The organism is Kitasatospora sp. GAS204B (assembly GCF_029892155.1).
Classification (GTDB): Bacteria; Actinomycetota; Actinomycetes; order Streptomycetales; family Streptomycetaceae; genus Kitasatospora.
Map to the genome: position 1 here is coordinate 296,991 of NZ_JARZAG010000004.1, position 11,986 is coordinate 308,976.

Consider the following 11,986-nt stretch of genomic DNA (forward strand, 5'->3'; position numbering starts at 1 on the left):
CTCACTCCGGCTTGCGGCTGACCGCCACCGCCGCAGGGCGCAACTGCCGCCCGGGCTCACCGTACCCGGGGCGCAGCACCTGGACGACGGTGCCCGGAGCGGTGTCCGGGGCGTCGACCACGGTGACCACGTCGTGCAGCGCGGGGTCGAAGGGGACGCCGGTCTCGTCGTGGCGGGGGTAGCCGAGGCTTCTCAGCACCTCGACGGCCTGGTCGCGGACCGCCCGGACGCCCTCGACGATCGACCCGGGGTCGGCGGCCGCGTGGGCGAGGGCCAGTTCGAGGTTGTCGAGCACCGGGAGCCAGGCAGCGGTGACCCTGGCCCGTTCGGCCTCCAGTTCGCGGGGCCGCTCACGGGCGTGCCGCTTGCGGAGGTTGTCCAGATCGGCGAGCGCCCGCCGCCACCGGTCCTCCAACTCCTCGGTCTCGGACATCTCCCGTGCCGGAGCCGCCTCCTGCGAGAGTTCCGGCGCCTCCTGCGGAGGACGGTCCTGGTCCTGTTCCGACATGACGCCGCCTCAGCTCCGGTCGAAGTCGGCGTCGATGACGTCGTCGTCGCCCGCGCCACCACCCGAGGCGCCGCCCGAGGGTCCGCCACCGGCGGCCTGGCCGGACGCGCCCGAGGGCCCGGCCGGGTGGGCGGCCAGTCCGGCGTAGACCTGCTGGAGCTCGGAGGTGAGGCTGCGGGCGCGGTCCGCGGGTGCCTCCTCCTTGATGGCCGCGCGTGCCTGATCGATCAACAACTCGGCGCGGGCCCGCTCGTGCTGCGGCGCGGCGTCGCCGAGTTCGCTCAGCCGACGTTCGACCTGGTAGGCGACCGCGTCCAGCTCGTTGCGGGCGTCGACTGCCTCGCGCAGCGCTCTGTCGGCGGAGCGGTTCTGCTCGGCCTCGGCGATCATCCGCTCGACCTCGGCCTGGTCGAGGTTGGAGCCCTCGCTGATGGTGATCGACTGTTCGGCGCCGGTGTCCTTGTCCTTGGCGCTGACCTTGAGGATGCCGTTGGCGTCGATGTCGAAGGTGACCTCGATCTGGGTCTGCCCGCGTGGCGCGGGCTTGAGGTTCTCCAGCCGGAAGCGGCCCAGCACCCGGTTGTCGGCGGCCAGTTCACGCTCGCCCTGGAGCACCACGATGTCCACGGCCGGCTGGTTGTCCTCGGCGGTCGAGAAGGTCTCGGAGCGGCGGGCGGGGATGGTGGTGTTCCGTTCGATGATCTTGGTCATCACACCGCCCGCTGTCTCCACGCCCAGCGAGAGCGGGGTGACGTCGAGCAGCAGTACATCCTTGACCTCACCCTTGAGCACTCCGGCCTGGACGGCGGCGCCCAGCGCCACCACCTCGTCCGGGTTGACGGTCATGTTGGGGTCCTTGCCACCGGTCAGGCGCCGCACCAGCGCCTGCACCGCGGGGATGCGGGTCGAACCACCGACCAGGATGACCTCGTCGATGTCGTTGTCGGTGACCTTCGCGTCGGCCATCGCCTGCTTCACCGGGCCCAGGCAGCGCTCGACCAGGTCCGCGGTGATCTGCTCGAAGGTGGAGCGGCGGACGGTCTCGGTCAGGTGCTTCGGCCCGGAGGCGTCCGCGGTGACGAACGGCAGGCTCACCTGGGTCTGGGTGACCGAACTCAGCTCGGTCTTGGCCTTCTCGGCGGCCTCGAACAGCCGCTGCAGGGCTTGCGGGTCCTTGCGCAGGTCGATGCCCTCGGTCTTCTGGAAGTCGTCCGCCAGGTGGTCCACCAGCCGGCGGTCGAAGTCGTCGCCGCCCAGGTGGGAGTCACCTGCGGTGGCGCGGACCTCCACCACGCCGTCGCCGACGTCCAGGATGCTGACGTCGAAGGTGCCGCCGCCGAGGTCGAAGACCAGGACGGTCTCGTGACCCTTCTTGTCCAGCCCGTAGGCCAGCGCCGCCGCGGTCGGCTCGTTGATGATCCGCAGGACCTCGAGGCCGGCGATCTTCCCGGCGTCCTTGGTGGCCTGCCGCTGGGCGTCGTTGAAGTAGGCGGGCACCGTGATGACCGCCTCGGTCACCCGCTCGCCGAGCGACTTCCCGCCGTCGTCGGCGAGCTTGCGCAGCACCTGCGCGCTGATCTCCTCGGGCGCGTACTGCTTGCCGTTCACCTCGAATCGGGCCACCCCGCCCGGTCCCTCCACCACGTCGAAGGAGACCGCCTTGGCCTCCTCCACGACCTCGTCGTAGCGACGGCCGATGAACCGCTTCGCGGACGTGACGGTGCCCTTCGGGTTGAGGATCGCCTGCCGCCGGGCCAGCTGCCCCACCAGCCGCTCGCCGGTGTCGGAGAAAGCCACCACCGAGGGCGTCGTCCTGGATCCCTCGGCGTTCGGTATCACGGTGGGCTCACCGCCCTCCCAGACCGCGATGACCGAGTTGGTCGTACCGAGATCGATGCCGACTGCCTTCGCCATGGGAACCTCCTCCGTCGTGACACGGACCGGTCGTGACCGTGACGCGGGCCCCGGCGAGACCGCCGACGACAGCCGCGCGTTCGCGCCCACGCCAGCCGCCAGCCTCGCGCGACAGTCCTCGGGATTCCTCGCCCTGGCAGGACGAACCCGCGACGGCCCGCTCGTCCGCCAGGACGGGTGCCAAGCCCGCGGCCTGCCGCTGAGGGCCCGCCTCGGGCGGCGTAGCGTGGTAGCAGCGGCTGATGTCCCGAGCCCCGAAGGGGGCCTGTCATGGATGACGCTGTCCCGCCCGCGATGACGGCCTCACCACCGCATGCGGTCCCGCCAACGGCTGGGGTAGCGCACACCCTGCTTCGCCACACCACGGCGATGTTCGAGGGAGCCGACGAGTTCGCGGTACTGGGGGCTGCCAGGGCCGCGATGGCGGCGCTCGGCCCGTTCGACGCGGCCCACCTGCTGCACAACGGCCTGCCGGTGCGCCGCGCACCGTTCACTCCCGCCGTATCCGGCGCGCGGCCGCACACCGCAGCCACAGCCACCGGCCACCCGGACGGCGCCGGCTGCTGCTGGATGCGGGTCTACGCCCTACGTGACGGCGACCGCTGTCTCGGCCACCTCGTCGTCCGAGCCCGCACCGCGCCCTCGGCCGACGAGAGCGCCCTCGCCGACCTGCTCGTCCGGCAGGCCGGCATCGCCCTCGCATGGATGGCGCGGCGCCGGCTGGAACGCGCCACTGCCGTGGAAAACGACCGGCTGAGGACTGCGGAGGTCCGGCGCGACGCCGACCCCGGCGCGACCGTCGCGGTCCTGGAACGCACCGGCGCCTGCCACGAAGCGCTTGCCCGCGCGGCGGCCTCCGGCCGGGGCGAGAAGGGCATAGTCCGGGCTCTCCACGAACTCACCGGGCTCCCGGCGCTGACCGAGGACCTCTTCGGCAACCTGCGGGTCTGGGCAGGCCCCGGTCCGCCCCCGCCCCCTCGCGGACCTGACCTCGGACCCCGAGAAGAGCTGCTGCAGCACGCACGGCACCAGCCGGGCGCCGTCCGTGACCGGGACTGGCTGATCGCCCCCATCGCCATGGCCGGCGACCTGCTCGGCCTGGTAGCCCTGGTCGACCCGGACCGGCGAGCCGGGAAGCCGGACACCTGCGCCCTCGACCAGGCCGGCCTGGTCCTGGCCCCGGAACTCTCCCACGCGCGCAGGCTCGCCCTGTTGGAACCACAACTGCGTCGTGATCTCGTCGACAGGCTCATCTCGGGCCGGGCGACCGAGGACATGTTCGCCTGTGCGGCCACCTTCGGCCACGATCTGCACCGGCCGCACCGGGTCGCCGTACTGCAGTGGCCCGGACCCGCCGACCAGGCGGCGCTCGGCGACGCGGTCGCCCGCGCGGCCGCTCGCCTGCGCGTGGACGTGCTCATCGGCGCCCGCCGGGAGACCACGGTCGTGCTGGCAGCGGGGCTCGACTCCGGGGACGCGCTGTACCGGGCCGTCTCCGAGGACCTCGACACCCGGGCCGGGGCCATCGGCGTCGGCGGCCGCTGTGACAGCCCCGCAGACCTCCCGCACTCCTACGACGAGGCCGCCCGAGCCCTCACCGTGCGGCGCAGATCCCACGACCCGCACGGCAGCACCAACTTCGAGGAGCTCGGCCTCTACCGCATGATGGGCACCGGCGACGGCGAACGGGAAGCCGACCGCTTCGTCCGCGAATGGCTCGGTGCCCTGCTGGACTACGACGCGCGCCACCACACCGACCTCGTCACCACGCTCTCGCGCTACCTCGAGAGCGGCGGAAGCTACGACGCGACCTCTGAGATCCTGCTCATCCATCGGAGCACCGTGCGCTACCGCCTCCAGCGCATCCGCGAGATCACCGGCCACGACCTCAGCGACGTCGAGGCCCGGCTCAACCTCCATGTCGCCACCCGCATCTGCAACGTGTTCTACGAACCCCGTTGACGCCGGGGCTGCCCCACCTGCCGTCAGGTCTGTTTCCGGTAGCCGCTGAATCACCCAAATGCCCCTCCGTCGGATGACTGTCGCGCAGGCTTTCATGACTTAGCGTCACCTGGACTGATGATCTGTCAGATGGCGGTCTTCGCAGTGATCGGCGGCAGGGGGGACAGATGCGCGGCGATGCGGACGGACGAGCTCATCGGCGTCGCCACAGCGGCGCCCGCCGGCTGCACGCGCTCGCCGCGCTGCCACTGCTCGCCTCGGTGCTCGCCGGGTGCGGCGGGACGGCGTCGGCAGGCCCGGCCGTCCTGAACTGGTATCAGTTCCCGGACGACTCCGGCGCCCTCCAGCAGGCGGCGGACAGCTGCGGCAAGGCCTCGGGCGGCCGGTACGTCATCCACTACAACAAGCTGCCACGGACGGCGGACGGCCAGCGCCAGCAGCTCGTCCGCCGGTTGGCGGCGCACGACTCCTCGATGGACATCCTCGGGCTCGACGTCACCTGGGCGCCGGAGTTCGCCGAGGCCGGCTGGGCCCGCGAGTGGACGGGGGCGACCAAGGAGCAGGCCACCGAGGACACCCTGCCGGTGCCGCTCCAGACCACGACCTGGAAGGGCAAGCTGTACGGCGTCCCGTACAACGCCAATACGCAGCTGCTGTGGTACCGCGACGACCTGGTCCCCACGCCGCCGAAGACGTGGGCCGAGATGCTGGCGCAGGCCGAGGCGCTGGCCAAGGCCGGCAAGCCGCACTTCGTCGAGATCCAGGGCGCCCAGTACGAGGGCCTGACCGTCTGGTTCAACACCCTGATCACCAGCGCCGGCGGTGCCGTCCTGACACCCGATGCCACCGCGCCGTCCCTCGGCCCGCCGGGGGTCACCGCAGCCGGCATCATGCACGACCTGGCGACCTCCGCCGCCGCCGACCCGTCGCTGCCGAACCAGATGGAGGACCAGAACCGGCTGGCGATGGAGTCCGGCACGGCCGCCTTCGAGATCAACTACCCGTTCGTCTACCCCTCCATGAAGGCCGACCAGCCCGAGCTCTTCAAGCACTTCAAATGGGCGCCCTACCCGGGCGTCGAGCCCGGCAAGCCGGCCAGCGTGACCATCGGCGGCATCGACCTCGCCATCGGTGCCTACACCCGCCACGCCGACCTCGCCTACGAGGCCGCGCTGTGCCTGCGCAACAGCGACAACCAGAAGGTCGCCGCGCTCAAGGGCGGTCTGCCGCCCACTCTGCGCAGTCTCTACTCCGATCCGGCGCTCGGCGCCAGTTACCCGTTCGCCGCCGAGATCCTGGCCTCCCTGGAGGCGGCGAGCGTGCGGCCGCAGACCCCGGCGTACCAGAACGTGTCCATCGCCATCTCGCACACGCTCTCGCCTCCCGCCTCGATCAGGCCGCGGAGCTCGATCGCCGGCCTGCGCAGCCAGATCAGCGACGCGCTGAGTTCCAAGGGGCTGATTCCATGACCGGGCCTGATCGTGCAGCACCCGACCCCGCCACCCCGAAGGGCCCCAACGCCCTGTCCGTGGGCGCCCGGCAGGAGCGCAATCTCGGCTTCATGCTCTGTGCACCCGCGGTGATCGTGATGGCCGCCGTCACCGCCTACCCCATCGGGTACGCCGTCTACCTGTCGCTGCAGCGCTACGACCTGCGGTTCCCGCAGCTGGCCCACTGGGTCGGGCTCAGCAACTACGGTGCGGTGCTCACCTCTCCGTTCTGGTGGGACGCGCTCTGGGTGACGGTGGTGATCACGGTGGTCTCGGTCGCCATCGAGCTGGTCCTCGGCATGCTGCTGGCGCTGGTCATGCACCGCGCCCTCTTCGGACGCGGGGTGGTCCGTACCGCGATCCTGATCCCGTACGGGATCGTCACCGTGGTCGCCGCCTTCTCCTGGCAGTACGCCTGGACGCCGGGCACCGGCTATCTGGCCGCGCTGCTCCCGGCCGGCAGCGCGCCGTTGACCGACCACTGGCAGGCGATCGGGCTGATCATCCTCGCCGAGGTCTGGAAGACCACGCCGTTCATGGCGCTGCTGCTGCTCGCCGGGCTGGCCCTGGTGCCGGAGGAGACCGTCCGCGCGGCGATGGTGGACGGTGCCACCGCCTGGCAGCGGCTCGTCCTGGTGATCCTGCCGCTGATGAAGCCGGCCATCCTGGTGGCACTGCTCTTCCGGACCCTGGACGCCTTTCGGATCTTCGACAACATCTATGTGCTGACGTCGGGTTCCAACAACACCGCCTCGGTCTCGATCCTCGGCTACGACAACCTCTTCACCGCCCTGAACCTCGGCATCGGATCGGCGATCTCGGTGCTGATCTTCGTCTGTGTCGCGCTCATCGCGTTCGTGTTCATCAAGCTGTTCGGCACCGCCGCGCCCGGTTCGGAGATGGAACGCCGATGACCACCACCCACCCGACTGCCGCCCACCAGCCGGCCGCGCCCGGCGCCCGCCCGCGCCGCTCCACCGCACAGACCAGGCGGGTGGTCGGCTGGAGCGTCGCCAACGTGGTGGTCGTGGCCTACGCCCTCTTCCCCGTCTGGTGGATCGCCGCGCTGTCCTTCAAGGACCCGAGCACCCTGACCGACGGCGACTTCATCCCCAGCAAGTGGACCACGCAGAACTACCGGGGCATCTTCCAGACCTCCGAGTTCACCCGCGCCCTGATCAACTCGATCGGCATCGCACTGATCGCCACCGTGATCGCCGTCATCCTCGGGACCATGGCCGCCTACGCGGTCGCCCGGCTGCGCTTCCCGGGAAAGCGACTGCTGATCGGCATGTCACTGCTGATCGCGATGTTCCCTCCGATCTCGCTGGTGTCGCCGCTGTTCAACATCGAACGGCTGCTGGGGATCTTCGACACCTGGCCGGGGCTGATCATCCCTTACATGACCTTCTCGCTGCCGCTGGCCATCTACACCCTGTCGGCGTTCTTCCGCGAGATCCCCTGGGACCTGGAGAAGGCGGCCAAGGTCGACGGCGCGACCCCGGCGCAGGCGTTCCGGCTGGTGATCGCCCCGCTCGCGGCACCCGGCGTGTTCACGACGGCGATCCTGGTCTTCATCTTCTGCTGGAACGACTTCCTCTTCGCCATCTCGCTGACCTCCACCACCAGGGCCCGCACCGTACCGGCCGCGATCGCCTTCTTCACCGGCAGTTCGCAGTTCCAACAGCCCACCGGATCCATCGCGGCGGCGGCCGTGGTGATCACCGTTCCGATCATCGTGTTCGTGCTGCTCTTCCAGCGCCACATCGTCGCCGGGCTCACCTCCGGCGCCGTCAAGGGCTAGCGCACCGCGCCACGCCGCCCAAGGCTGACACACCGTCAAGAAGAAGGAAGGCAGGACTGTGGCCGAGATCGTCCTCGAGGGGATCACCAAGCGCTACCCGGACGGCGCTGTCGCTGTCAGGGACGTCAACCTCGCCATCGCCGACGGTGAGTTCGTCATCCTGGTCGGCCCCTCGGGCTGCGGCAAGTCCACCACCCTCAACATGATCGCGGGTCTGGAGGACATCACCGAGGGCACCCTGCGGATCGGCGACCAGGTGGTCAACGACAAGCCACCGAAGGAACGCGACATCGCGATGGTCTTCCAGAGCTATGCCCTCTATCCGCACATGACGGTCCGCGCCAACATGGGCTTCGCGCTGCGGCTGGCGAAGGTGGACAAGGCGACCAGCGACGCCAAGGTGGAGGAGGCGGCCCGGATCCTCGACCTGACCGAGCACCTGGACCGCAAGCCCGCCAACCTCTCCGGCGGCCAGCGCCAACGCGTGGCCATGGGGCGCGCCATCGTCCGCAACCCCAAGGCCTTCCTGATGGACGAGCCGCTGTCGAACCTGGACGCCAAACTCCGGGTCCAGATGCGCACCCAGATCTCCCGCCTGCAGCGCCGGCTGGGCACCACCACCGTCTACGTCACGCACGACCAGGTCGAGGCGATGACGCTGGGCGACAAGGTGGTGGTGATGCGCAGCGGAGTCGTCCAGCAGGTCGGTACGCCGCAGCACCTGTACGACTCCCCGCGCAACCTCTTCGTCGCGGGGTTCATCGGTTCGCCCGGCATGAACTTCCTGAACGCCACGCTTGAGGAGAACGCGCTGCGCACCTCGGTCGGCGATCTCCCGCTGGACGACCGCACCCGCCAGCTGCTGACCCGCGCGGACGCGCCCCGCGAGCTGATCGTCGGCATTCGCCCCGAGGACTTCGAGGAGGCCTCGCTGATGGGCGGTCGGCACGGCGGCCATACCTTCACCGTCACCGTGGACGTGCTGGAGTCCGTCGGTTCGGACGTCTACCTCCACTTCACCGAGGAGGGGCCGGCACGGACCTCCGAACTGGAGGAACTCGCAGTCGACTCCGGTCTCGCGGACACCGGCGTACAGGAGCACCAACTCGTCGCCCGCCTCAGCGCCGCCACCCGCGCCGCCGAGGGCGAGCAACTGGAGCTGTGGATGAACACCTCCCGCCTCCACGTCTTCGACCCCGCCACCGGCGCCAACCTGGTCCACCCCGAGCCCACCGTCTGACCCGGACCCACGGCCGGGGTCGGCGCCCCGATGGCCCGACGGCCGCCGACCGCGGCTTCTTCGGGTCGCGTCCGTTCAGCCGGGCGAACGAGCTGCTGGCACGTCAGGGTGCGCAACCGGTGGACTTGGCGACTGTCGTAGCGCTTTGCTGGGCCCGCGCAGTCCATTCGTCGAACCCTGGAACCCTGGAGATCAGATGGTCACACCAGCCACCGGTATCAAGCCCGCGCCGCCCGCCCAGCCCGCGCCGCCCGCCCAGCCCGCGCAGACCGTCCAGCCCGCGCCACCCGCCCAGAGCGGCCCCACCGCCAACCTCGCGGTCGCCGCCTTCGCGCTGCTCATGCTGTTCCTCGGGGTGATCGCCTGGGACGGCGACACCGCGCTGCCCGACCTGATGCAGGTCGCCTCGGGCCTGGTCACCGCGCTGCTCGGCGCCGTCATCAACCCCGACCACACGGTCACCCGCCGGGCCTGGAACGGCCTGGGCGGCTGTGCGCTGCTGGCCGCCGTGGCGGCCGCCGTCGCGCTGCTGGTCTACCCCAGGCACGTCGACGCGATCCCGGCGCTGACCTCCGCGGTCGCCGCCTTCGCGGGCCTCTACATCGACACCAGCAAGATCACCCATGCCAGCACCCCGTCGCCCGCGGCATCGGACTCAGGATCCTGATTCACTCCAACGAGTGAAGAAGGGACGGGAGTTGCTCCCGGTGTGCGGTGTGGCCCGGAGGATGGCGCACTCGGAGCGCAGCAGGCGCTCTCGCATCACCGTCCACCCGTGGGGGTTCCTCCGTGCTGTCCGCTGCCCGTCCTGTCCATCGCGCCGCCGTTCACCGTGTCGCCGTTCACCGTGCTGCCGTCCACCGCGCTGCCCTCCGCCGGGCCGCCGCTCTGCTGGCCGTCACCGCGCTCACGGCGCTGCCGGTGGCGGCGCCAGCCCGGGCCGACACCCCCGAGGCCGGGCGGGCCGACGCGGTCACCGCCGAACTCGCGTTGGACGTCAGCCTGTTGAACAGCACGGTGGACGTCCCGGTGGACATCGCGCTGAACAAGGTCGAGTCGCCGGCCGAGCAGCACGGCTCGGTGCTGAGCGCGAACGTGGCCGGCGTGGCGCAGCCGGGCCCGGTCACCCTGGTCAAGGCCGACGTGGGCAGCTCGGTGACCCACCTGGACGCCCAAGGTGCCTCCGCCGCCGTCCAGTTGCTCAACGCCGACGTGCACGCGCCGGGCCTGCCCGCCAGCACGCTGCTGGGGCTGCGGGCGCTCAGCGCCTCGGTCAGCTGCCCGGTGGACGGCTCGCCGACCGCCACCGTGAACATGCCCGCCACGCTCTCGGTGCTCGGGCACCAGGTGAGCCTGCGGGCGATCGGGCCGACCCACGTGGACGTCCCGGCGATCGGCTCGGTGGACATCGAGTTCGCGCCGCGGAGCACCACCTCCAGCACGGCCGCGGCGGCCGCGCTCTCGGTCCACGTCGCGTTGAATCCGCTGAACCTCAACGTCGCCAAGGTGGACGGCACCATCACGGTGGCGTCGGTGAGTTGCGTCACACCCGGTGCTGCCGCGGCTCCGTCGATGCCGGCGTCGGCGCCGGCGTCCGCCGGCTTGACCGTTCCGGGGCCGCCCGCTTCCGGCCCGGCTGCTCCCGGCCCGGTGCCCGTCGCCCAGGTTGCCGCCGCCGCGAGCCCGACCCCCGGCGCCGCCACGCCGACCCCCAGCCGGCGCCCCGCCGCCCCAGCCGCCGCACTCGCGTTCACTGGTAACACCAGCGTCATCCCGCTCCTCGCCGGGGCCGCCGCGCTGATGACTTTCGGTGCCGCCGCGATCATGGTCTCCCGCCGCCGGCGCGCCACGCACCGGCGCTGACCTGCGCGGATACCGGTCGACGCGGACCGCGGGCGGACGCTGGCACTCTCGGAGCGTGAGGGTGCAACTTCGCATAGTCGGTTCACATGCTGGTTACACAAGAGGAACAGTGGGGAAACGGCGACTTGCAACGCTACGCAGGCACCCACCGAGACATTGCGAGGTAAACCGCCGTGGCTATCAAGGCCGAGTACATCTGGATCGACGGCACCAAGCCGACCGCCAAGCTCCGTTCCAAGACTCGGATCCTGGCCAACGCCGATTCGCTGCCGACCTGGGGCTTCGATGGTTCCTCCACCAACCAGGCCGAGGGCCACGCCTCGGACCGCGTGTTGGCCCCGGTCGCCTCGTTCCCGGACCCGATCCGCGGCGGCGACAACGTCCTGGTGCTGTGCGAGGTCAACGAGACGGACGGCACCCCGCACGTCTCCAACACCCGCGCGCTGCTGCGTCCGATCGCCGAGCGGTTCGCCGGCCAGGAGGCGATCTTCGGCATCGAGCAGGAGTACACCTTCTTCAAGGGCTCGCGTCCGCTGGGCTTCCCCGACGCCGGCTTCCCGGCCCCGCAGGGCGGTTACTACTGCGGTATCGGCGCGGAGGAGGTCTTCGGCCGCGAGATCGTCGAGCTGCACCTGGACCGCTGCCTGGCCGCGGGCCTGGCGATCTGCGGCATCAACGCCGAGGTCATGCCCGGCCAGTGGGAGTTCCAGATCGGCCCGGTCGACGCGCTGACCGTCTCCGACCACCTGTGGGTGGCCCGCTACCTGCTCTACCGCACCGCCGAGGAGTTCGGCATCGACGCCACCCTGGACGCCAAGCCGGTGCGCGGCGACTGGAACGGCGCGGGCGCGCACACCAACTTCTCCACCAAGGCGATGCGTGAGGGCTACGACGCCATCATCGCCGCCTGCGAGTCGCTGGGCGCCTCCCAGGAGATCGTCCTGGAGCACGTCAGCCAGTACGGCGACGAGATCCAGTCCCGCCTGACCGGCAAGCACGAGACCGCCCCGTGGAACGTCTACTCCTACGGCGTCTCCGACCGCGGCGCCTCGGTGCGCATCCCGTGGCAGGTCGAGGTGGAGAAGAAGGGCTACATCGAGGACCGTCGCCCCAACGCCAACGTCGACCCGTACGTGGTGACCCGCCTGCTGGTCAACACCTGCTGCTCCGCGCTGGAGAAGGCCGACCTGGTCTGACCCACCGTC

General features: G+C 70.8%; 10 protein-coding genes and 1 pseudogene. 9 read left to right on the top strand and 2 right to left on the bottom strand.

Annotated features, from left to right (window positions below; all coding sequences use genetic code 11):
- Position 1: 1 nt before the first annotated feature.
- Both P3T41_RS08235 and dnaK read right to left on the bottom strand, forming a co-directional pair.
- Positions 2-508, bottom strand: a complete 507-nt coding sequence (locus P3T41_RS08235; protein WP_280688938.1) for a nucleotide exchange factor GrpE — start codon at positions 506-508, stop codon at positions 2-4.
- Between the two features lie 9 nt (positions 509-517).
- On the bottom strand, positions 518-2,422 hold the full coding sequence (gene dnaK, locus P3T41_RS08240) for a molecular chaperone DnaK (protein WP_280688939.1): 1,905 nt from the start codon (positions 2,420-2,422) through the stop codon (positions 518-520).
- A gap of 369 nt (positions 2,423-2,791) precedes the next feature.
- Between dnaK and P3T41_RS08245 the strand changes: the two genes are divergently transcribed.
- The 9 genes and pseudogenes from P3T41_RS08245 to glnII all read left to right on the top strand — a co-directional run bounded on the left by P3T41_RS08245 (position 2,792) and on the right by glnII (position 11,977).
- Positions 2,792-4,384 (top strand): helix-turn-helix domain-containing protein, encoded by a 1,593-nt coding sequence (locus tag P3T41_RS08245; RefSeq protein ID WP_280688940.1) that lies wholly within the window; start codon positions 2,792-2,794, stop codon positions 4,382-4,384.
- 167 nt (positions 4,385-4,551) lie between these two features.
- Entirely contained in the window at positions 4,552-5,853 is a 1,302-nt protein-coding gene (locus P3T41_RS08250; protein WP_280688941.1) for an ABC transporter substrate-binding protein, read from the top strand.
- Entirely contained in the window at positions 5,850-6,788 is a 939-nt protein-coding gene (locus P3T41_RS08255) for a sugar ABC transporter permease (protein WP_280688942.1), read from the top strand. The genes P3T41_RS08250 and P3T41_RS08255 overlap by 4 nt, the downstream gene beginning before the upstream one ends.
- Complete coding sequence (locus P3T41_RS08260) at positions 6,785-7,678, top strand: carbohydrate ABC transporter permease (RefSeq protein WP_280688943.1); 894 nt, start codon at positions 6,785-6,787, stop codon at positions 7,676-7,678. Before P3T41_RS08255 ends, P3T41_RS08260 begins: the two co-directional genes overlap by 4 nt.
- Before the next feature lie 58 nt (positions 7,679-7,736).
- Positions 7,737-8,918 (top strand): sn-glycerol-3-phosphate ABC transporter ATP-binding protein UgpC, encoded by a 1,182-nt coding sequence (gene ugpC / locus P3T41_RS08265; RefSeq protein ID WP_280688944.1) that lies wholly within the window; start codon positions 7,737-7,739, stop codon positions 8,916-8,918.
- 35 nt (positions 8,919-8,953) lie between these two features.
- A pseudogene (locus P3T41_RS08270) lies at positions 8,954-9,043 on the top strand (uracil-DNA glycosylase); the annotation flags it as partial.
- A 71-nt stretch (positions 9,044-9,114) separates the two neighbouring features.
- Complete coding sequence (locus P3T41_RS08275; protein ID WP_280688945.1) at positions 9,115-9,585, top strand: hypothetical protein; 471 nt, start codon at positions 9,115-9,117, stop codon at positions 9,583-9,585.
- Positions 9,586-9,839: 254 nt separating this feature from the next.
- Complete coding sequence (locus P3T41_RS08280; protein WP_280688946.1) at positions 9,840-10,781, top strand: hypothetical protein; 942 nt, start codon at positions 9,840-9,842, stop codon at positions 10,779-10,781.
- Positions 10,782-10,954: 173 nt separating this feature from the next.
- Complete coding sequence (glnII, locus tag P3T41_RS08285) at positions 10,955-11,977, top strand: glutamine synthetase (protein WP_280688947.1); 1,023 nt, start codon at positions 10,955-10,957, stop codon at positions 11,975-11,977.
- The last annotated feature ends 9 nt before the right edge of the window (positions 11,978-11,986 follow it).

What these genes read in the sequence shown, in the direction of transcription:
- P3T41_RS08235 (WP_280688938.1), bottom strand. Translation starts at nt 508, where the DNA reads ATGTCGGAACAGGACCAGGACCGTCCTCCGCAGGAGGCGCCGGAACTC.
- dnaK (WP_280688939.1), bottom strand. Translation starts at nt 2,422, where the DNA reads ATGGCGAAGGCAGTCGGCATCGATCTCGGTACGACCAACTCGGTCATC.
- P3T41_RS08245 (WP_280688940.1), top strand. Translation starts at nt 2,792, where the DNA reads ATGTTCGAGGGAGCCGACGAGTTCGCGGTACTGGGGGCTGCCAGGGCC.
- P3T41_RS08250 (WP_280688941.1), top strand. Translation starts at nt 4,552, where the DNA reads ATGCGCGGCGATGCGGACGGACGAGCTCATCGGCGTCGCCACAGCGGC.
- P3T41_RS08255 (WP_280688942.1), top strand. Translation starts at nt 5,850, where the DNA reads ATGACCGGGCCTGATCGTGCAGCACCCGACCCCGCCACCCCGAAGGGC.
- P3T41_RS08260 (WP_280688943.1), top strand. Translation starts at nt 6,785, where the DNA reads ATGACCACCACCCACCCGACTGCCGCCCACCAGCCGGCCGCGCCCGGC.
- P3T41_RS08275 (WP_280688945.1), top strand. Translation starts at nt 9,115, where the DNA reads ATGGTCACACCAGCCACCGGTATCAAGCCCGCGCCGCCCGCCCAGCCC.